Origin of the sequence: Streptomyces sp. NPDC057623 (genome assembly GCF_042800355.1) — a bacterium.
In the GTDB taxonomy this organism is placed as follows: Bacteria; Actinomycetota; Actinomycetes; order Streptomycetales; family Streptomycetaceae; genus Streptomyces.
This window is the reverse complement of record NZ_JBHVGZ010000008.1, coordinates 232,748-252,128: the sequence shown is the minus strand read 5'-3', so window position 1 is coordinate 252,128 and position 19,381 is coordinate 232,748. Positions and strand designations below refer to the sequence as shown.

The window sequence follows — 19,381 nt, the reverse complement described above, 5'->3', positions numbered from 1 at the left end:
TTCGTGCGGTAGTAGACCGCTACCACCAGCACCCGGTCGGCAAGCGGCAGACACCACGGCCGTCCGATCCGCGGCCCATCGCCACCCCGCTCCCGGACCGCCTTCAGCAGCCGCTCGAACTGCGTCATGCGTAGCCCCGTGAACGTCTCCACCCACAACGGCTCAGCCCTCAACACCCCACGCATACAAGGGAAATGCCCAGATCACGGCCTTCTGCAACGCGCTTTAGCCGCCCGCGCCGCGCGCCTGGCGCCGCCCCGCGGCGACCGAGCGGAGCACCCCCGCACCGGCGACGAGGAATCCGACGCCCATGAGCATGCTCAGTCCGAACATGTATGTGGGAAATGGCGTCGTACCGAGAAGGAACGGGGCCACGGTGACCAGAGTGGCCACAGCACCGATGAAGAACACGACCGCACCGGCACGGATCAGTCGGTCACCGGGAGCGGCGGAATTCGTTTGGGTTTTGTCACGCACCGGACCAGGGTAGTTCCCTGCGCGAAGGAACAACCGGGCGACGTCTTGTCACCGGCTCCGGGAGCATTAGCCTTGGTAGCGGCGGGTCATGGTCGACCCGCTGTAGTGCTATCAAGAGCCGTTTTCAGAAGCAGTTTTCCGACGAGTACGAGGACGAGGACAGACGTGCCTACCGGCAAGGTCAAGTGGTTCAACAGCGAGAAGGGCTTCGGCTTTCTCTCCCGCGACGACGGCGGTGACGTCTTCGTTCATTCCTCGGTCCTCCCCGCCGGAGTAGACACACTCAAGCCGGGACAGCGAGTGGAGTTCGGAGTGGTCGCCGGTCAGCGCGGTGACCAGGCGCTTTCGGTCGCGATTCTCGACCCGACCCCCTCGGTCGCGGCCGCCCAGCGAAAGAAGCCGGACGAACTGGCCTCCATCGTCCAGGATCTGACGACCCTCCTGGAGAACATCACGCCGATGCTGGAGCGGGGCCGCTACCCCGACAAGGTCGCCGGCAAGAAGATCGCCGGGCTGCTGCGGGCGGTCGCCGACCAGCTCGACGTATAGGCAATTCCGCGGAGTTACCGGACTTAACGGACTCGGCGGACTCTACGGACTCCAGAGAACTTCGCGGGCTTCGCGAACTTACGGGAAATCCAACGCCATCGGGCCGAGGGGCGGAACCAGCCCCTCGGCCGCCGCGCGTGTGAGCAGTCCGCGTACGGCCGCATAGCCGTCCTCGCCGAGGTCGGACGTGAACTCGTTGACGTACAGGCCGATGTGCTGGTCCGCGACGGACGGGTCCATCTCCTGGGCGTGCTCCATGACATACGGACGCGACGCCTCGGGGTCGTCCCAGGCGGCCCGCACCGAGGTGCGGATCGAGTCGGCCAGGAGCAGCAACTTCGGTGCGCCCAGCGACCGCTTCGCGATGATCGCGCCCAGCGGGATGGGCAGACCCGTCGTGGCCTCCCAGTGCTCGCCCATGTCGGCGAGCTTGTGCAGGCCGTAGTTCTGGTACGTGAAGCGCGCCTCGTGGATGACGAGCCCCGCGTCGACCTTCCCGTCCCGCACGGCGGGCATGATCTCGTGGAACGGCATCACGACGATCTCGCCGACGCCGTCGGGCAGTGTGTCCGCCGCCCAGAGGCGGAAGAGGAGATACGCCGTCGACCTCTCGCTGGGCACCGCGACCGTACGGCCCGTCAGGTCCACCCCCTCCTCCCGCGTCAGCACCAGCGGGCCGCACCCCCGGCCCAGCGCACCGCCGCAGGGCAGCAGGGCGTACTCGTCGAGGACGTACGGCAGGACGGCGTACGACACCTTCAGCACGTCGAACTCGCCGCGCTCGGCCATGCCGTTGGTGATGTCGATGTCCGCGAAGGTGACGTCGAGCGTGGGCGCGCCGGGGACGCGGTCATGGGCGAGGGCGTCGAAGACGAAGGTGTCGTTCGGGCAGGGGGAGTACGCGATCCGCACGGTCTGCCGCTGCTGCTCACCGGTCATGCGGGTGCCAACCTTCCAGGACGGGTGCGAGCTTCCCGAAGGCCCCGGTGAGGGCCGCCAGGGCGTCGCCGATGCGCCAGGCGGCGCGGTCGCGCGGGCCGACGGGGTTGGAGACGGCGCGCAGCTCCAGCACGGGCGTGCCGTGCGCGGCGGCGGCCTCGGCGACACCGAAGCCCTCCATGGCCTCGGCCAGGGCGGTGGGGTGGCGCTCCCGCAGCCGCGCGGCGCGCACGGCGGTGCCGGTCACGGTGGAGACGGTCAGGACGGCGCCGGGGCGGGCGCCGGTGGCCGACACGACGTCTCGTACGAGTGTTTCCGGCGGACGGTGGGTGACGGTGCCGAAGCCCAGCTCGGTGACGGGCAGGAAGCCGTCGGGGGTCTCCGCGCCCAGGTCGGCGGCCGTGATCTCGTCGGCGACGACGAGGGAGCCGACGGGGGCGTGCGGGGCGAAGCCGCCCGCGATGCCCGCGGACACGGCCAGGCCGTAGGGGGCGCCTTCGAGGGCGGCCCGGGTGAGGGCCGTGGCGGTGGCGGCGGCGGCCCGGGCGGGGCCCACGCCGACGGCGATCACGTCCACGCCGGGCAGGTCGAGCGCCTGTGCCACCGCGTCCCGCTCAGCCGGGACGGCGGTGGCCACCAGGAGTCGTACGGCGGACGTGGTCAGCTGTCCTTCTTGAGCTTGAAGGACCACAGGCCCGTCACGTCCTGCTCGCCCTCCTTGATGGAGACCAGCGTCGAGTCGCCGCTGGCGCCGTACTGGGCGTTGAAGAACACGCTGCCCGGGACGGTGCGGTAGGTCTTCGTGCTGGAGTCGGTGAGCGGCTGGCCGTTCATGAGGATGGTCCAGCCCTCGTCGGCGATCTCCGGGTCGACACCGAAGCGGACGGTGTCGTCCGGGTCCACCTTGATGGACTCGATGCCCTTGTCCTTCAGGCAGCCGGCCAGGTCGGCGGCCTTCAGGGCCTCGCCCTCACCACCACAGGTGGCCTCCGAGTGGACCGAGGAGGTGCCGACGGTGACCGTCGCCAGCGGCGTCGGCTTGTCACAGGCCGTCAGGGCGAGCAGTCCGGCGGAAACGGCGCCGGCGGCGGCGAGCGCGCGGCGGCGTCGCACAGCGCGGTTTACATCAGCGGCTTCGCCGCGGGGCAGCGTGGTCATGGGCGAAGATTATCGGGCCCGTGTGACGCTCTCTCCATGTGGGGGGCGGCGTGCCGGGCGGCATGTGGGGGGCACGCGCGCGTCACGTCGCCGTCAGGCCACCCGGGGCCGGCTGTGGCCGCCGTGCCGTGCCGAGCCGATCAGGCCCTTGATGGTGGTCAGCCAGCCGATGGCGACGATCCCCGCGCCCACCAGCAGGCCCAGGGAGCCCTTCAGCGGCAGCACGATGCCGATCGCCCCGCCGAGCACCCAGGACACCTGCAGCAGCGTCTCGGAGCGCGCGAAGGCCGACGTACGGACCAGTTCGGGCACGTCCCGCTGGATCAGCGCGTCCAGGGACAGCTTGGCCAGCGCCTGCGCGAACCCGGCGGTCGCCGCGAGGAACGCCACCAGGATCGCGCCGAAGAAGATCGCCGCCGTGAGCGCCGCGAGCAGCACGAAGCCCACGACCGTCACGATGATGATCTCGGGCGCCCGGGATCGCAGCCACGCGCCGACCGCCGTACCGCACGCGTTCCCGACCCCGGCCGAGACGGCCACTATGCCCAGCGACACGGCCGCGCTCTGGCCGGACATCGGGTGCTCGCGCAGCAGGAACGCGAGGAAGAAGATCAGGAAGCCGGTCAGGCAGCGGATGGAGGCGTTGGCGCCGAGGGCGTGGGTGACCGCGATGCCGACCGTGCGCAGCCCGGGGCGTTTGACGGGCTGGCGGTGCGGCCCGTGCAGATGCTGCTCGTCGGCCGCCAGCAGCGCGGTGTCCTCGCCCTTGGCCGAGTCGACCTTCGACGGCAGGGTGAAGGACAGGAACGTCCCGGCGATGAAGATCACAAAGGCGCCGTACAGCGGATAGCGCGGCCCGAGCGCCTGGAGGCCCGCGCCGACGGGCGCGGCGATGCCGGTGGCGAGGAGGCCGCCCAGGGTGACCCGGGAATTGGCCTTCACCAGGGAGAAGCGGGGTGGCAGCAGTCGGGGCACCACGGCGCTTCTGACGACGCCGTAGGCCTTCGAGGCGACCAGCACCCCGAGCGCGGCCGGATAGAGCTCGATACTGCCCGTGACGACCGCCCCGGACAGGACCAGCGCGAGCATCGCCCGGGCGAACATGGCCCCGGCCATCGCGGCGCGCCGGCCATGGGGCAGGCGGTCGAGGAGCGGGCCGATCACCGGCGCGAGGACGGTGAACGGCGCCATGGTGATGCCGAGGTAGAGGGCGACCCGGCCGCGCGCCTCGTCGGTGGGGACGGAGAAGAAGACGGTGGAGGCGAGAGCGACGGTGATCATCATGTCGCCGGCGCCGTTCACCCCGTGCAGTTCGATCAGCTTGCCGAGGCCGGACTCGCCCGCCCCGTGCGCGTGGGTGGCCTTGCGGATGCCGCGGGCGGTTCCGCTGAACGGGAAGTGCAGGGCACGGCCGACCGTGCGGAAGGAGCCGCGCCTCCGGCCCGTTCCGCCGCTTCGTTTGCGGCCGCCCTTGGCACCACCGATGCCGGTGGCTCCTCCGGGCTGCTTCGCGGTTGCCACGACGCAATAGTGCCCCGAAGTGGGGGCGGGTAGTGCGGTTACGGCGCGTATGGAGGGCAAGGTCTCAGATCCGCGCAGGGCTGCCATCGGCTCTGCGGCAGGGGTTGAGGCAGGGTTGAGACGGGGTTGAGGCAGGGTTCCGCCACCGCCGCGCGGCGGTGAATGGACCGTCGGTGTAGGCCCAGCGCCCGCGAGCAGGTAGCGTGCGTATCTCAGCCATCCCGCACAATGGATGACGTAGGTGCGCCCGAGCGCGATTCGGATGCGGACGTCGACGCGGCCCACAGGTCCGCTCCGTTCTGCTCCACCGCCTTCAGGCAGCCGCACCCGAGAGACGGCGTAGGAGAGAAGCGATACCTGTGAGCGCAGCGACAACGCGAAGCCGCACCCCCGACCGTCTGTGCGCCGAGGCCGTCGACCTCGCCCGCAGCGCCGCCGAGGAGGCCGCCGCGCCAGGCGTGGTGGGTGAGCACGCGGGCCTGCTGTCCGAGGGCGACCGCGTTGTCACGCACTACTTCGAGTGCAAGGAACTCGGGTACCGGGGCTGGCGCTGGGCGGTGACGGTGGCGCGGGCGTCCCGCGCGAAGGTCGTCACGCTGGACGAGGTGGTCCTGCTCCCCGGACCGGACGCCCTCCTCGCCCCCGAGTGGGTGCCCTGGAGCGAGCGGCTGCGCCCCGGCGACATGGGGCCGGGCGACCTGCTCCCCACGGACGCCGAGGACCTGCGCCTGGAGCCCGGCTACTCCGGCGAGGACGAGCCGCTGCCGGACTCGGCCGTCTCGCACGAGATGGCGGAGCTGGTGGAGGCGGAGGACGCGGAGGTCACAGCCGGCGTCCCCGCGAACCTCTCCGTCGCGCCCTCCCGCGGCTCGATCGCCTCCGTCGCCGAGGAACTGGGCATGCGCCGCGCCCGCGTCCTGTCCCGCTACGGCCTCCACGTCGCCGCGGACCGCTGGGAGGAGTCCTACGGCGCCAAGACCCCCATGGCCCAGGCGGCCCCGGCCTCCTGCGTCACCTGCGGCTTCCTGGCCCCCATCGGCGGCTCCCTGGGCCAGGCCTTCGGCGTCTGCGCGAACGAGTTCGCCCCGGCGGACGGCCGGGTGGTGTCTTTGACGTACGGCTGCGGCGGCCACTCCGAGGCCGCGGTGATGCCCGCGCCGCCGCGTCCGGCTCCGCCGGTGATCGACGAGACCCGGGTGGACCCGTTCCCGCTGCGGCCGGCGGCCGACTCGGGGTCGGTCTCGGTGGGGGCGGACGAGGACTCGGCGGAGCTGGGGCACTCGTAGTACGCCACTCGTGGCACGCGGCGACGGCCTGTCGGCCCGGCCCGGTCAGGGTCAGGGTCAGGGCACGAGGTTCTTGAGGTCGATGTCGGCCGGGAAGGGGACGGCGGCCGTCAGGCGGTCACGGTGAATTCCGGTGGCCACGTACGCGCCGGTCATGGTGTCGAGTTCGTAGGTGTGGACGGTGGGGACGCCGCCCTCGTCCTCGACGCGCCAGAAGTGGGGGATCCTGGCCTGCGCGTACTTGAAGGGCTTCAGGGACCGGTCGCGGTCCGCCGACTCCTCAGAGACGACCTCGATGACCAGGGCGACGTCGGCGGGTGCGTACCAGGTGCGGTCGGGGTCGTACGCGGCGGTGGTGACCAGGATGTCGGGCTCCGGGCGGCTCTTCTTGTCGAGCCGGACGGTCATCTCGCGCTCGGTCTCGAATCCTGCCGGGGCTGTCTGCCGTAGGGCGAAGGTGAGGTTCTCCACCAGCCGGGAGTTCCAGGACCGCCGCGGCGACATCCTGAAGATCAGGGCTCCGTCGATGAGTTCGGTGTGCCGGGGTGTCTGGGGGAGGTGGCCGAGGTCGTCCGCTTCCCAGCCGCTCGGCCTGGGCGGGACCATCCAGTCGGGAAGTTCGGCGGTCACGGCTTCCTCGGGTTCAGGACGTCGGCTGCCCGCCGGCGTCGCCCGCGTCTTCGGCCTTGTACCGGGGCAGGTTCTCGGTCGAGATCGTCCAGTCCGCGATGGTGACGTCCTCGCCGTACACGAAGTCCTTGCGGGTCGCGTAGCGGGGGCCTGTCGGGGTGGAGTGGATGTCGGTGAGGACGGCGCCGGTGCCGGTGCGAGGGTCGAAGATGGCGTAGACGGGGATGCCGATCAGGGGGTAGTCCCGCATCTTGCTCACCCAGTCGTTGTCCGGGTTGGAGCGGGACACGACCTCGACGGCCGCGATGACGGTTCGGGGGTCGATGGATCCCTGGACGTTCAGGTCGGTCCACGCGATCACCATGACATCAGGGTGGCGCATGATGCCCTCAGGCTCATGCTCCACATCGGGTGTGCCGTTGTGCGCCAGCAAGTCATCCGGCATGAGGGTCTCCAGGCGGCGGCTGACGTGTGCCGCCGTTACCTCATGGGGTCCTCCTGGCGACATCATGTCGTGAACGATCCCTTCTTTGGTGATCTCGAACTTGCCGGGGAGGGTGCCGTCCGTGGACTCCACGAAGTCGCGCATGGCTCGGTACAGGTGGGAAGCACCCTGTCGCGCGTTGTCCGGGGCGATGGTCATGGCGCTCGCTCCTCGTGGTCTGTGCCCAGGGGCAAGGATCGTCGCTTTCATGCTAGGCGGCCTCCAGGAGTTCGGATCGGCAGTCGCGGCAGTGGCCGGGGGCGGGTGAGCGGAAGGCGCGGTCGCAGGCTTCGCAGGTCTGGAGGGGGTGGCGGACGGGCGACGGTGGGGCCGGGGCGCGGAACGGGGGTGGGGGCGGTAGCTGGGTGGTGAGGCGGTGGGCCAGTAGGGCTGCCGGGCGGCACAAGCGCTCGGTCGGCAGGTCGGTGGTCAGGGTGTGGCGTACGGCTGTGGGGGTGACGTCCCGTTCGAGCCAGGCGGCGACGCCGGGGGCCAGGTGGGCGGTGTCGCGCTCGCTGAGCAGGAGGCGGGGGTCGTGGTGGCGGAGGCCGGCGAGGAGGTCGGTGGCCGTCTGGAGGAGGGGCGGGGCCGGGTAGGCGGGCTTCGGTACGGCGGGCAGGGGCTTTCGGGGCGCGGGAGTTCGCTTCTTCCGCGCTGGGGTCGGGTGGTCCTCGGCGCGGCTGCTGCCGGGCTGGTTGCAGGAGATCGTGCGGGTGACGATGCGGCCGGTGGGGGTGCGTTGGCGCTCGCGGCGCAGGTAGCCGTGGGTCTCCAGCTCGCGTAAGGCGGCGGCGATACGGGTCGTGCCCTCAGGGAAGCGGGCGGCGAGGGTCTTGATGTCGACGCGGGCGCCGGAGGGGAGCGACTGGATGCAGACGCCCAGGCCGATCGCGAGTCCCGAGAGGGAGGCGTGCTGGGCGAGGTGGTTGCCGATCACCGTGAAGCGGGTGGTGTGGCGGGTGTGGTCGTGGACCAGGCCGCCCGCGTGGGGGTGGTTTTTGCCCGCGATACGGGACTGGGCGGGCGTGGGCGCGCTAGGGTTTTGGTGTCCATCGGGAAGGTCTGACTTCCTTGGTGGTCAGGCCCTCGCAATGGGATGCCAGTCCCTGCGAGGGCCGTCGTATGTCTGGGGCATATCTGCGGTGGTGCTGCGGCGAGCGTAAGCCCGGCAACCTGTCCCGAATCCAGCCGAGTTGGGGATGTTCACCCGAGAGGGTGAGTTTGCGCTGCGTGCGGGAGGGAGGGGTGGGGTTTGGTGGGGTTCTTTCAACCTCGTGTTTCTTTGAGGGGATCGCCCGTGGCACCGCAGCATGGATTTCTGGACGTCGGTGGCACGGTGATTTCGGCCCACACCGTCTTGCGTGGCGCGGGGCCCTCGGAGAATCCCCAACGGTCCGCGAACGCCTCCACCAGCAGCAGCCCACGGCCCGACTCGGCCTCCGGGGGCACGTGTTGGGGGTGTGGGAGGACGTCGCCGCAGGTGTCCGTGACCTCGATGCGGAGGGTGTCGGCGACGACGTAGAGGAGCAGGAGGAAGTCCCTGCCGGGGACGCGGGCGTGGACGGCGGCGTTGGCTGCCAGTTCCGCCACGATGTGCTTCGCCGGGTCCAACGACAGGCCCCAGCTGCGGAGTTGTTCGGTGGCGAGGAGGCGGGCGAGGCGGGCGCCGCGTGGGCTGGGGGACAGCTGGACGCTGAAGTTGCGGATGGGGTTGTCGAGTTGGGCGGGTGGCGGCGTGGGGGTGGCGGCTTCTTGGTTCACGTCACTCAGCGTGGTCGGGCGTGCTTACTGTGAACAGTGACTCTGCGGGTGCGTCGAGTGACTGTCCGGAGCTTGTCCGGTGGTGTCCAGGCTGTCGGGACGGGCTTGCGGGTAGGGCGCTGCTGCATCGCGGTGGCACGAACGGAGGGGTACGGATGTCGGTCGAGGTGGACACGGGTCGGCTCAAGAGCGAGGCGGACGAGCCGGGTTGGGAGGTGGATCCGGACGACGAGTGGGGCGTCGCGGTCATCGCGACCGTGGGGCGGCAGTTGAAGCTGCGGCGGGAGGCGGTGGGGATGCGGGCCGCCGACTTCGGGATGGCGGTCGGGTACGGGGAGGACCTCGTCTACAAGATCGAGGGCGGGAAGAGGATTCCCCGGGAGGAGTACCTGGACAAGGCCGATGAGGTGTTGGGAGCCGGGGGGTTGATCTCGGCGACGTGGGAGGACGTGAAGAGGGTCCGGTACCCGAAGAAGGTGCGGGAGCTGGGGAAGCTGGAGGCGCAGGCGGTCGAGATCGGCGTGTACGAGTGCAACATCATTGCTGGGTTGTTGCAGACGCCCGAGCATGCGCGGGCTGTGATCGGGGCAGCGCAGCCGCCCTACTCGCCGGATGATGTGGACCGCATGGTGGCTGCGCGTCTGGCCCGGCAGTCGGTGTTCGAGCGGGATCCGGCTCCGTCGATTCATTTCGTGCTGGAAGAGGCCCCGCTGCGGCGCCAGGTTGGGGGCACAATGGTTTGGCGACGGCAGCTCGAACGTCTGCTGGAGGTAGGGCGGTTGAACAGCGTCACGCTTCAGGTCATGCCGACCAACACCGAGCCGCATCCGGGGCTGGACGGAAGGATCGAGCTGCTGAAGTTCTCGGACGGGACAGCAGTGGCCCGCGCAGACGGACTGTTCAATGGGCGGCCCACCACCGAACCAAAACAGCTGCGCATCATCGAGCTGCAATATGGGATTATCCGGGCGCAGGCTCTCCCGCCACGGGAGTCGCTGACCTTCATTGAGCAACTGCTGGGAGAGACATGATCCGCAAGGCCCCCACCAGGGACGCCTCCGAACTGGCGTGGTTCAAGAGCAGCTACAGCGGTGGCACCAACGGCGAGTCCTGCATCGAAGTCGCCCCCACCCCCGCCACCATCCACGTCCGCGACTCCAAGTACCGCGACTCCAGCCCCCGTCTCGCCCTCGCCCCGCAGGCATGGTCCGCCTTCGTCACGTACGCGTCCCAGTGACCGCCTCCGCGATCTGCCGGGCGGCCTCGGCCTCGGCGTGCAGCCATGTGCGGGCCGCCTCGGCGTAGGGCTCCAGGTACTTGAGACGGAACGGGGAGTTGGGGCCGAGTACGGTGTCGCCCGCGATGCGTCCGCGCAGGGTTTCCTGGTCGGCGTGGAGGACGAAGTGGCGTACCGGAATGGCATGGTGGGCCAGGCCCGTGCTGATCTCGCGCCAGTACTCCTCGACCAGGACGGTCATGGGCATCACCAGGGTGCCGCCGGTGCTGGAAGTTGTCCGTCCCGGGCATGGTGCGTCGGCGGGCGAACGACGCCTATCTGAAGGTGTCGATGAGAAGTGACAACACCGGAGGCCGCAACTGATCCATGCCGTGCGCCTGGGTGAGTTTGATCCAGACGATCGTGGTCCGATGCGGGCGGTGCTTGAAGGGCCGGATGGCGGTGGGGAGCCGGCAGTGAAGGGGCATTGCTCAAACTCACAGACGTCGCGCTGCAAGTCGCCGAGCACACGTCGTTCTTCTCGACCTTGATCTGCCTACCAGGTGACCGGAAGTTCATGCACGCCGTAGACCGTCATGGCCGACCGCAGGGGCACTTCCTCGGGCGCGACAGTGAGACGTAGTGCCGGGAAGCGGCGAAGCAGTGCGGGGAGGGCGATGCGCATTTCGGCGCGGGCCAGTCGCTGCCCGAGGCACTGGTGGAGGCCGTGACCGAACGCGAGGTGTCCGGCCGTGGAGCGGGTGAGGTCAAGTGCGTCCGGGTCGGTGAAATGGTCAGCGTCCCGGTTCGCCGCGGAAAGTGCGACGGTGACGGACTCGCCGGCCTTGATCAGGCAGCCGTGGAGCTCGATGTCCTCGAGCGCGACGCGGACCACGTGATGGATGACCGTGAGGTAACGCAGCAGCTCCTCGACCACTGCAGGGGCGTCTTCCTCCTTGCCGCGGACCTCGGCTAACTGTGCGGGGTTGGCCAGCAGAGCGAAAGTGCCCAGCGCAAGCATGTTCGTCGTCGTCTCATGCCCGGCGATCAGGAGCAGGAGCGCCAGTCCGGCCCTCTCGTCCGCAGTAAGTCCCTCGTGCGCAGCGAGCCCGCTGAGCACATCTTCCTCTGGCCAGCAACGCTTGTGGCGCAGCAGGTCCCGTAGATATGCCATGAGCTCCCTGACCGCCTCATGCCGGCGTTCCGGTGTGAGGTCGACGTTCAAGAGCGTGGCGGCGTTCCGCTGGAACCCCTGCCTGTCGGAGTAGGGCACCCCGAGCAGTTCGCCGATCACTTGTGACGGGATCGGCAGCGCGAATGCCTTGGACAGGTCGGCCGGGCCCCCGGCGAGCTCCATCGCGTTCAACTGGTCATCGACGATCGCTTCGATCTCCGGTTCGAGGAGCTCTATCCGGCGCACCGTGAAGTCACCGGTGAGCAACCGCCGATAGTGGTCGTGCTCGGGCGGGTCCATGCGGAGGAAGAATCCCGGCGGCACGGGCGCCGTCGCCGGCTGGGCAATCGGTGAGCGCATGTGGTCCGGGCGGACGCTGAATCGGGGATCTGCCAGGATCGCCCGCGCTGCGGCGTAGCCGGTCACCAACCACCCCTGACCACCGTCGACGTAGGTCATCCGATGGATTGGGCCGAGCCCCTGCCGGCGGCGCGGTTCCTCGGGCGGATCGAACGGGTTCTGGCGGGCCGTGGGCATGACTACTGCCGGGGACGTGCTCTCCATGGGCCGCTCCTCGGTCGGTACGGACCTCCCCGATAAAACAGCACTTGATGCAAAACGTCAATGAATGCAAAATTACATCGCATGCGGTAAGGTGCTGTTGTGATGAGCGACCCCGGGCTGCGCCAGCGGAAGAAGATGCGCACGAGGCAAGCGCTCATCGAAGGCGCCCTGCGATTGTTCGCCGAGAAGGGTTACGAGCAGACAACCGTGGCGGAGATCGCGGCCTCCGCAGACATCGCGACACGGACTTTCTTCAGCTACTTCGACAGCAAGGACGACATCGTCTTCTTCGACGACAGGTCGCGGCTGGAGCGCGCGGTCGAGATCATCGGAGAACGGCAGCCCGGCGAGCCGGTGGCCGATCTGATGCGGCGCGTCATCGACCAGAGTGTTTTCGCGGACACGGACTCGGAGTTGGCGCGGAAGGTCGGCCCAGTTCGGACCCGGCTGATCGCGTCGGTCCCGGCGCTTCAGGCGCGCGAACTGCACCTGCTGTTCGACATCCAGCTACAGCTGACCGAAGCGCTCCACCTGGCTTGCCCCGAGCTGGACCTCGTCGAGGCCGCCGCGGCGGTGGGATCGCTGGTCGGGGCGATCAAGGTCGTCGTCGCCGCATGCCAAAAGCGGGGCAACCGGCCGGAGCAGACCTACAAAGCCGTTCAAAGGGCCACCGACATCGCGATCGACGGCCTCAACTCGCTCCCCCGCCCGGCTTAGCGTGTCAAGCGCACGCGCACTCGGTCGTGGCACGGATAGCGGTGAACGCAGTCTCTGGCCGGTTTTTGAGGCTCGGACGGGTCAGCCTGAGGCTGCGCTCTGCGCCCGGGTGGCCCGGGCGCCGGCGAGCCGGTAGGAGTCGGTGCCGGTCTCGATGATGTTCCCGCCGAACGTGAGGCGGTCGACGATGGCCGCGCAGAGCCGCGGATCGGTGAACGTCCTGGTCCACCCGCCAAACGATTCGTTAGAGGCGATGGCGACGCTGTTCTTCTCCTCGCGTTCGGTCAGCACCTGGAATGCCTGCCGGAACCGTGCTTCCGCTCGGTGCGTCCCTCGCCCGTGGAAGTCCGACGCGGCCCGGAACGGTGCTCGCGAGGAGTGAAGCGTTGACTGCGAGGGAGATGCGATGACCCGCACGCTCGGATGGCACCGGCGATTATCGGCCTTCATGGTCGGGGCGATCGTGGCGACCCTCCTGACAGCGGTGTCGTCGTCCCCGCCGGCGGTGGCAGCCGTTCCCGACGATCTGGTGCTCGGCTCGTGGAACATGCGGGGAGCGAACATCGGAGAGGGCGCGGAGCGGGAGAACCGATGGCGGACCGCTATCCAGAGGCGGTTCAGTCCGAGGGTCGGCGCAGGCGCAGATCCCGATGGCGATGGCGTACAGATTCTGGCATTGCAGGAGGCGGGTAACCATCCGCCGCTATCAGCAGTTCTGAGCGAACGGATCATGCCCGACCGCCCCCCGGGGCTGGTTGACGAATTCATCTGGGACATGGGAACCCATGAGGGCGACAATTCCCGTCCCAACCCTGTTCAGATCTACTGGGCCGGCACGGGCCAGCAGCGCAACGGTCTGGCGTTCGTGACGCGGCATCACGCCACGGATGCGGTGCTGCTGCCGGTGAACCACGCCCCCGGAGGCAACCGGCCGATGTTGGGTGTGGAGATCCGCGGGGTCTGGTATTTCACCGCCCATGCCTCCTCGAACGGTGGCAGCCCCAATGACTCCGAGGAAATCATCGACCGGGCGCGCCACTGGATGCTGATGAACGCGCCGAACAGGGACTGGATGGTCTTGGCCGACTTCAACCGGGACCCTGATGCGATGCATGCGGACTTGCAGCGCACCATGGTCCGTGCGGACGATCCGACCCATGAGGGGGGTGGGAGGCTCGACTGGATGTTCACCAGCAACCTGCGCCAGGGCAATTTCCGTGTCAGCCGCCGCGGACTCAATTCTGATCACTGGTTCGTCCGCTACGCCCTCGTCTTCGCCGCGGGCTGTCTCCTTCCGAGGCCCCCGGCGCGGGCGGCCGCACTCGCCGAGGATTCGCAGTGCGGCGACCCGAGTCCCGGCTACACGTACCGGCTCCACTCCACTCACGACGACTGGCCGGACCGTGTCATGGCAAGAGTGGCCGGGTCGCCGGTATTTCCGCGCCTGGTCCCGTCGTACTGGGAAGAGGGCTATGCGGTCACGGTCCTCTACAGCAGGCGGCCAAGCACGTACAAGCTGAAAATGGGGGACGACTGCCTCGGCCGCGATTCGGACGGTTTCGGTGCCGCCATCAAATTCGCGTCGTGTGACGTGCTGGACCAGAGTTCCGACTGGTCGTTCTCCAACGGGAAGCTGATCAGTCCTGACGCCGATGAGGCACTGACCGCCGGGCCGCGAGACGAGCCGGGGGAGAGGTACCCGGCGTTGCAGATGAGGAAGGAGTCGTACGCCTGGCGCTTCGAGGACATCGAGGAACCGCCCGGAGGCACGGATCCCGACGGCTCCGCGCTGCGCAAGCGTGACATCCGCCTGATGCCGCTCGGTGACTCCATCACCTGGGGCGAGGCGAGCTCCGACCGCAACGGCTTCCGCGACGAGCTGTACGACCACCTGAGCAGGACCGCGAGGAACGTCGACTTCGTGGGATCTGTGCGGGCGGGCAGCATGAGCGACCCGGACAACGAGGGACACCCCGGCGACCGGATCGACGAGATCGCGGTCTTCGCCGACTGCAGCGTGGAGCGTTACCAGCCCAACGTCATCACCCTGCACGCCGGCACCAATGACATGAACCAGGAATACCAACTCCCTTCCGCGCCCACCCGGCTCAAGAAGCTGATCAACCAGGTGCTCGCGGACTCCCCGGCGGCCACGGTGCTGGCAGCACAGCTCATCCCGACGGCCAAGGCAGGGCTCCAGCCGCGTATCGACGCCTACAACGCGGCTCTCCCCGGCGTGGTGAAGGACCTGCGGGAAGAGGGCAAGCACGTGCTCCTGGTCGACATGGACCGGGTGCCGGTCAGCGACGGGCTGGAGAACGACGCCCACCCCACGGACGCGGGCTACGCCAAGATGGCCGACGCCTGGTACGAGGGTGTGGTGGAGGCGGCCGACAAGGGCTGGATCAAGGACCCACTGCCGGAGAAGGGCCCAGGTGACTGCGATCCGGCGGACTCCGGCGTCGGATCCGGCGAAACGGCTCTGGGCGAGGGGTGGCGCAAGCTGGGTGTGATCGCGCCCGGCTACGGCGGCGCCCCGGGCCGCACCGTGATCACCGAGCTGGACGGCGACCGGCGGGCCGACTACCTCCAGGTCCGGCAGGACGGCAGCTTCCGCGCGTCGGTCAACATGGTCGGCACACCCGGGCAGCCTGACTGGGTGGACGTGGGCGTGTACAAGCCGGCGGGCACGGTCCCCGGAGAGCAGGTGCGCTTCGCCGACCTCGACGGAGACGGCCGCGACGACTACCTCGTCGTCAGCCCGGACAGCGAGATCCGGGCCTATCTCAACAGGGCCGGAGCCGGCGGCGCACTCGACTTCGTTTCCTTCGGGGTCGTGTTCCGTGAGGAGTCCTTCAGCCGGGACAACCTCCGTTTCGCGGATGTGACCGGAGACGGGCGTGACGACATCCTGCGGGTCGGCGCCGAGGGCGCGGTCCACGTCTACCGAAACCAGTGGGACCCCACCGCCCCCGACGTGAGCGACGATCCGCAGGCCGGCTCCTGGCCACTGTGGCTGAACTGGGCCGGTGGTACCCGGGGTTCGTCCCTGGCGGCCGTCCGGTTCGCCGACGGTGACGGGGACGGCCAGGCGGACTACCTCCAGGTGGGCGCCGAAGGGGATGTACACGCCTTCCTCAACCGCGGCGGCGGGGGCAACGGCAGTTTCAAGGCCGTGTACCACTGGGCGAACGCCTCCCGGTACCCGCGCAAGTACGTGCAGTTCGCGGACATCAGCGGCGACGGCAAGGCCGACTATCTCGTCGTCTACGAAGGCGGCGCGGTCCGCGCCTGGCTGAACCGCGGCGGCAACACCCCGCCGCCCGACGGATCGGGGGGCGAGCCCGCAGAGCCCCCGCAGGGGTGAGGGTGCGGCCTGGCAGCCTTCGGCGACCACGCCGGCCCCGGCTGCCAGGTCGCACCACTGAGGGTGTCCTCCGCCCTGCCGCGCACGCGCAGGACGTCTTGGGCCGTCGGCTCGCGGATGGGGCGGCTGTGAGCCGACGGCCGGAGCGATGCGAACTCCGCCCGGCGACCTGGCCGCGCACCGCCGCTGCCCGCCTGCCGGGCAGAGCGGCCACCACCCCACCGGAGCGATCCGCTGCCCTCACCCGGCGGCCACCCGGTCGGCCGTCCACCTGGCGGCTCGGACCGCGGCAGGGTGGGCGGGACGCCATCGCTCTCTCGCGCGGTACCTTCATCGCGACGGCGATGAGGAGAGTCAACGTGAGCAAGTTCGTGCGGCCCGCGGCCGAAGGCGCCGACCCCTTCGGTACGGCCCGGCTGCGGCGCGGTGTCCTGGACGCCTGGGCGACCAGCCCCGCCCGGTTCCGGGAGGACGCCAACGCCGAGGAGGACCTCGTCCTCGGCGGGTACCGGGACCGGCTCGTCGTCGAGCTCGCCCAGAACGCCGCCGACGCCGCGGCGCGGGCCGGGGTGGCCGGGAGGCTCCGGCTCACCCTCCGGGACGGTGTTCTCGTCGCCGCCAACACGGGTGCCCCGCTCGACGCGGGCGGCGTCGAGTCGCTGTCCACCCTGCGCGCCTCGGCCAAGCGGGACGCGGCTTCCACGGCCTCCGTGGGGCGCTTCGGCGTCGGGTTCGCCGCCGTCGTCTCCGTCACCGACGAGCCCGCCGTGGTCGGGCGGCACGGCGGTGTCCGGTGGTCCCTGGCCGAGGCCCGGGAGCTGGCCCGGGACACCGCGCGGCACAGCCCGGGGCTGGGGGACGAGATCAGGCGCCGGGACGGCCACGTGCCCGTGCTCCGGCTGCCGTTCGCCGCCGAGGGCACCGCCCCGGACCCGTACGACACCGCCGTCATCCTCCCGCTGCGCGACACCGCGGCCGCCGACCTCGCCGAGCGGCTGCTGCACACCGTCGACGACGCCCTCCTCCTCGCCCTGCCCGGGCTTGAGGAGGTCGTGATCGAGGTGAATGACGACGAGCCGCGCACGCTGCGCCGCCGCACCGACGGCCCCTTCACGGTCGTGGAGGACTCCCGCGACGGCGTCGAGGGCGTCACCCACTGGCGTACGTCCGCCGCGGGCGGCCCGCTCACCCCCGACCTGCTCGCCGACCGCCCGGTGGAGGAGCGCCTGCGCCCTCACTGGTCGCTCACCTGGGCCGTGCCCGTCAACGCCGCCGACAGCACGCCCGCGCGGCCCCGCACCGCCCCCGTCGTGCACGCGCCCACGCCCAGCGACGAGCCTCTCGGCGTCCCCGCCCTCCTCATCGCCTCCTTCCCGCTCGACACCACCCGCCGCCACGCCGCCCCCGGCCCGCTGACCGACTTCCTCGTGCAGCGGGCGGCGGACGCGTACGCCGAACTGCTCGCCGACTGGCGTCCCGTGAGCGAGGGCGTCATCGGCCTCGTGCCCGGCCCGCTCGCCAAGGGCGAACTGGACGGCGCCCTGCGCCAGGCCGTCCTGGAGCGGCTGCCCCGCACCTCCTTCCTGCCGCCCGCCCACCAGGGCCTGTCCCAGCCGGTGGACGAAGCGCACGAGGACGACTCCGGGCTGCCCGAGTCCCTGCGCCCCCGTGACGCCGAGGTCGTCGAGGGCGCCGGTGCCGACACCGTGCGGGTGCTGGCCGAGGTGCTGCCCACCCTCCTGCCCGCCGGGCTCGAACGCCGGGTGGAGCTGCGGACCCTGGGCGTCGCCCGCGTCCCGCTCACCGACGCCGTCGACCGGCTGGCCGGGCTGGAGAAGGATCCGGACTGGTGGCGGCGGCTCTACGACAGCCTCGCCGGGGTCGACCCGGACCGCCTGTCCGGGCTGCCGGTGCCGCTGGCCGACGGGCGCACCACCATCGGGCCGCGGCAGGTCCTGCTCCCCACCTCCGACGGCGCGCCCGTCGACCCCGAGATCCTCGCCCGCCTCGGCCTCAAGGTCGCCCACCCGGACGCCGCGCACCCGCTCCTGGAGAAGCTCGGCGCCCTGCCGGCCACGCCCCGCGCGGTCCTCACCACGCCCCAGGTGCGCGCCGCCGTCGCCGCCTCCCTGGACGACGACGGCGGGGTGAACTGGGAGGAGGACGTCCCGGACGCCGAGGAACTGGCCGACACCGTGCTCGCGCTGGTGCGGGACGCGAACCTGGAGCCCGGGGACGAGCCGTGGCTCGGCGCGCTCGCCCTGCCCGACGAGGAGGGGGAACTGGTTCCGGCCGGTGAACTGGTCCTCCGCGGAAGCCCCTTCCACCAGGTCATGCGGGAGGACGAACTCGCCACCGTGGACGCCGAGTTGGCGGACAAGTGGGGCGAACAGCCGCTCGCCGCCTGCGGAGTCCTCGCCAACTTCGCCCTCGTCCGGGCCACGGACGTCGTCCTCGACCCCGATGAACTGGAGCCACGCGAGGGCGACTTCGCCGAGCCCGACGACGCCGGTCTGCTGGACGCCGTCGACGTCTGGAGCGAGGACATCCTCGACCGCTTCCCCGATACCCCCGTACCGCCGGTCGCCACCGAGCTGATCGCCGTACGCGACCTGGACCTGGTGGACGAGGACAAGTGGCCGCAGGCCCTCGCCCTGCTCGCCCAGCCGCCCCTGCGGGACGCGCTGACCCAGCAGATGCGGATCCTGCTGCCGGACGGCACGCACGAGGTCGTACGGCCGTACACGGCCTGGTGGCTGCGGGGGAACCCGGTGCTGGACGGCCGCCGCCCGGCGGGGCTGCTCGCCTCCGGCGGTGACCCGCTCCTGCGCGGGCTGTACGACGAGGCCGACGCCACCGGCTTCGACGACGAGCAGGTGCTGCGGGCGCTCGGGGTGCGCACCTCCGTCGCCGCGCTGCTCGACGAGCCGGGCGGCGCCGCCGAACTCCTCGACCGCCTCGCCGACCCCGACCGCTCCGTCACCTCCGGCCAACTGCACGCCCTGTACAGCGCCCTGGCCGATCTGGACCCCGAGCAGGTGACCCTGCCGGACGAGCTGCGGGCCGTCATCGACGGGCGCGTCGAGGTCGTGGACGCGGCGGACGCGGTGGTCGTCGACTCGCCGGACCTGCTGCCGTTCACGGGGGGTGTGCCGCTGCTGCCGGTGCGGCCTTCGCGGGCCGCCGAGCTGGCCGAGCTGTTCCAGGTGCGGCGGCTGAGCGAGTCCGTCACCGGGGAGGTGACGAGCGAGGGCGCCGAGCACGACGTACCGGAGTCGGTGCGGGTGCTGCTCGGGGCGCGGACCCCGCAGTCGTACGTCGAGCACGAGGAACTCGTCGTGGACGGTGTGGAGATCGACTGGCGGCTGACCGCCGACGGCGCCCTGCACGCCGCCACGCTGGAGGGTGTCGCGGCCGGGCTCGCCTGGGCGGCGGGGCAGTGGCCGCGGCGGTTCGAGGTGGCGGCGTTGCTGGAGGATCCGTCGCGGACGGCGGAGCTGGCGCGGGACCGCTGGTTCGACTGACGATCCCGTGAGCC

At 70.5% G+C, this 19,381-nt stretch carries 17 protein-coding genes and 3 pseudogenes; 7 read left to right on the top strand and 13 right to left on the bottom strand.

Annotated elements, in window-relative coordinates:
- A pseudogene (locus ACFU95_RS12290) lies at positions 1-185 on the bottom strand (IS5/IS1182 family transposase); the annotation flags it as partial.
- 40 nt (positions 186-225) lie between these two features.
- On the bottom strand, positions 226-477 hold the full coding sequence (locus ACFU95_RS12285; RefSeq protein ID WP_383825633.1) for a hypothetical protein: 252 nt from the start codon (positions 475-477) through the stop codon (positions 226-228).
- A gap of 165 nt (positions 478-642) precedes the next feature.
- Between ACFU95_RS12285 and ACFU95_RS12280 the strand changes: the two genes are divergently transcribed.
- Complete coding sequence (locus tag ACFU95_RS12280) at positions 643-1,026, top strand: cold-shock protein (RefSeq protein ID WP_383825630.1); 384 nt, start codon at positions 643-645, stop codon at positions 1,024-1,026.
- Positions 1,027-1,104: 78 nt separating this feature from the next.
- Here ACFU95_RS12280 and ACFU95_RS12275 read toward each other — a convergent pair whose 3' ends face one another.
- The 4 genes from ACFU95_RS12275 to ACFU95_RS12260 all read right to left on the bottom strand — a co-directional run bounded on the left by ACFU95_RS12275 (position 1,105) and on the right by ACFU95_RS12260 (position 4,644).
- A complete protein-coding gene (locus ACFU95_RS12275; RefSeq protein WP_383825627.1) occupies positions 1,105-1,965 on the bottom strand; it encodes a 1,4-dihydroxy-6-naphthoate synthase in 861 nt (286 codons plus the stop codon).
- Positions 1,955-2,656, bottom strand: coding sequence for a futalosine hydrolase (locus ACFU95_RS12270; RefSeq protein WP_383825624.1), 702 nt, complete (start codon positions 2,654-2,656; stop codon positions 1,955-1,957). Before ACFU95_RS12270 ends, ACFU95_RS12275 begins: the two co-directional genes overlap by 11 nt.
- Positions 2,626-3,123, bottom strand: coding sequence for a DUF2771 domain-containing protein (locus ACFU95_RS12265; protein WP_383825621.1), 498 nt, complete (start codon positions 3,121-3,123; stop codon positions 2,626-2,628). The genes ACFU95_RS12270 and ACFU95_RS12265 overlap by 31 nt, the downstream gene beginning before the upstream one ends.
- Before the next feature lie 93 nt (positions 3,124-3,216).
- Positions 3,217-4,644 carry an MFS transporter gene (locus ACFU95_RS12260; protein ID WP_383825617.1) on the bottom strand — a complete coding sequence of 476 codons (1,428 nt, stop codon included), beginning with the start codon at positions 4,642-4,644 and terminating at the stop codon, positions 3,217-3,219.
- A gap of 359 nt (positions 4,645-5,003) precedes the next feature.
- Here ACFU95_RS12260 and ACFU95_RS12255 point away from each other — a divergent pair, with 359 nt between their 5' ends.
- Positions 5,004-5,930: a DUF3027 domain-containing protein gene (locus ACFU95_RS12255; protein ID WP_383825614.1), complete on the top strand. Its 927-nt coding sequence runs from the start codon at positions 5,004-5,006 to the stop codon at positions 5,928-5,930.
- 57 nt (positions 5,931-5,987) lie between these two features.
- Here ACFU95_RS12255 and ACFU95_RS12250 read toward each other — a convergent pair whose 3' ends face one another.
- The 4 genes from ACFU95_RS12250 to ACFU95_RS12235 all read right to left on the bottom strand — a co-directional run bounded on the left by ACFU95_RS12250 (position 5,988) and on the right by ACFU95_RS12235 (position 8,805).
- Positions 5,988-6,536, bottom strand: coding sequence for a Uma2 family endonuclease (locus ACFU95_RS12250; protein WP_383825656.1), 549 nt, complete (start codon positions 6,534-6,536; stop codon positions 5,988-5,990).
- Positions 6,537-6,573: 37 nt separating this feature from the next.
- The gene (locus tag ACFU95_RS12245; protein WP_383825611.1) at positions 6,574-7,203 is read right to left on the bottom strand and encodes a Uma2 family endonuclease; all 630 of its coding nucleotides are present in this window, start codon (positions 7,201-7,203) and stop codon (positions 6,574-6,576) included.
- Between the two features lie 52 nt (positions 7,204-7,255).
- Positions 7,256-8,053 carry a helix-turn-helix domain-containing protein gene (locus tag ACFU95_RS12240; RefSeq protein ID WP_383825653.1) on the bottom strand — a complete coding sequence of 266 codons (798 nt, stop codon included), beginning with the start codon at positions 8,051-8,053 and terminating at the stop codon, positions 7,256-7,258.
- Between the two features lie 257 nt (positions 8,054-8,310).
- Positions 8,311-8,805 (bottom strand): ATP-binding protein, encoded by a 495-nt coding sequence (locus ACFU95_RS12235; protein WP_383825608.1) that lies wholly within the window; start codon positions 8,803-8,805, stop codon positions 8,311-8,313.
- A gap of 155 nt (positions 8,806-8,960) precedes the next feature.
- Between ACFU95_RS12235 and ACFU95_RS12230 the strand changes: the two genes are divergently transcribed.
- Both ACFU95_RS12230 and ACFU95_RS12225 read left to right on the top strand, forming a co-directional pair.
- Positions 8,961-9,836, top strand: a complete 876-nt coding sequence (locus tag ACFU95_RS12230) for a helix-turn-helix domain-containing protein (protein WP_383825605.1) — start codon at positions 8,961-8,963, stop codon at positions 9,834-9,836.
- Positions 9,833-10,042 carry a DUF397 domain-containing protein gene (locus tag ACFU95_RS12225; protein ID WP_383825602.1) on the top strand — a complete coding sequence of 70 codons (210 nt, stop codon included), beginning with the start codon at positions 9,833-9,835 and terminating at the stop codon, positions 10,040-10,042. The genes ACFU95_RS12230 and ACFU95_RS12225 overlap by 4 nt, the downstream gene beginning before the upstream one ends.
- Here ACFU95_RS12225 and ACFU95_RS12220 read toward each other — a convergent pair.
- Both ACFU95_RS12220 and ACFU95_RS12215 read right to left on the bottom strand, forming a co-directional pair.
- Positions 10,023-10,322: pseudogene (locus ACFU95_RS12220) on the bottom strand (ATP-binding protein); the annotation flags it as partial. The gene ACFU95_RS12225 and the pseudogene ACFU95_RS12220 overlap by 20 nt on opposite strands.
- Positions 10,323-10,577: 255 nt before the next feature.
- Positions 10,578-11,759 carry a cytochrome P450 gene (locus tag ACFU95_RS12215; protein WP_383825599.1) on the bottom strand — a complete coding sequence of 394 codons (1,182 nt, stop codon included), beginning with the start codon at positions 11,757-11,759 and terminating at the stop codon, positions 10,578-10,580.
- Between the two features lie 102 nt (positions 11,760-11,861).
- On the opposite strand from ACFU95_RS12215, the gene ACFU95_RS12210 reads away from it, so the two are divergent.
- A complete protein-coding gene (locus tag ACFU95_RS12210) occupies positions 11,862-12,476 on the top strand; it encodes a TetR/AcrR family transcriptional regulator (protein WP_383825596.1) in 615 nt (204 codons plus the stop codon).
- A gap of 81 nt (positions 12,477-12,557) precedes the next feature.
- Here ACFU95_RS12210 and ACFU95_RS12205 read toward each other — a convergent pair.
- Positions 12,558-12,773: pseudogene (locus tag ACFU95_RS12205) on the bottom strand (ATP-binding protein); the annotation flags it as partial.
- A 433-nt stretch (positions 12,774-13,206) separates the two neighbouring features.
- Here ACFU95_RS12205 and ACFU95_RS12200 point away from each other — a divergent pair.
- Both ACFU95_RS12200 and ACFU95_RS12195 read left to right on the top strand, forming a co-directional pair.
- Positions 13,207-15,843, top strand: a complete 2,637-nt coding sequence (locus ACFU95_RS12200; RefSeq protein WP_383825593.1) for an FG-GAP-like repeat-containing protein — start codon at positions 13,207-13,209, stop codon at positions 15,841-15,843.
- A gap of 359 nt (positions 15,844-16,202) precedes the next feature.
- Complete coding sequence (locus tag ACFU95_RS12195; protein ID WP_383825590.1) at positions 16,203-19,367, top strand: sacsin N-terminal ATP-binding-like domain-containing protein; 3,165 nt, start codon at positions 16,203-16,205, stop codon at positions 19,365-19,367.
- Positions 19,368-19,381: the final 14 nt, after the last annotated feature.

Excerpts from the sequence above, each read along its gene's own strand:
- ACFU95_RS12215 (WP_383825599.1), bottom strand. The coding sequence starts at position 11,759 with ATGGAGAGCACGTCCCCGGCAGTAGTCATGCCCACGGCCCGCCAGAAC.
- ACFU95_RS12265 (WP_383825621.1), bottom strand. The coding sequence starts at position 3,123 with ATGACCACGCTGCCCCGCGGCGAAGCCGCTGATGTAAACCGCGCTGTG.
- ACFU95_RS12225 (WP_383825602.1), top strand. The coding sequence starts at position 9,833 with ATGATCCGCAAGGCCCCCACCAGGGACGCCTCCGAACTGGCGTGGTTC.
- ACFU95_RS12245 (WP_383825611.1), bottom strand. The coding sequence starts at position 7,203 with ATGACCATCGCCCCGGACAACGCGCGACAGGGTGCTTCCCACCTGTAC.
- ACFU95_RS12230 (WP_383825605.1), top strand. The coding sequence starts at position 8,961 with ATGTCGGTCGAGGTGGACACGGGTCGGCTCAAGAGCGAGGCGGACGAG.
- ACFU95_RS12250 (WP_383825656.1), bottom strand. The coding sequence starts at position 6,536 with ATGGTCCCGCCCAGGCCGAGCGGCTGGGAAGCGGACGACCTCGGCCAC.
- ACFU95_RS12200 (WP_383825593.1), top strand. The coding sequence starts at position 13,207 with ATGCCCGACCGCCCCCCGGGGCTGGTTGACGAATTCATCTGGGACATG.
- ACFU95_RS12210 (WP_383825596.1), top strand. The coding sequence starts at position 11,862 with ATGAGCGACCCCGGGCTGCGCCAGCGGAAGAAGATGCGCACGAGGCAA.
- ACFU95_RS12275 (WP_383825627.1), bottom strand. The coding sequence starts at position 1,965 with ATGACCGGTGAGCAGCAGCGGCAGACCGTGCGGATCGCGTACTCCCCC.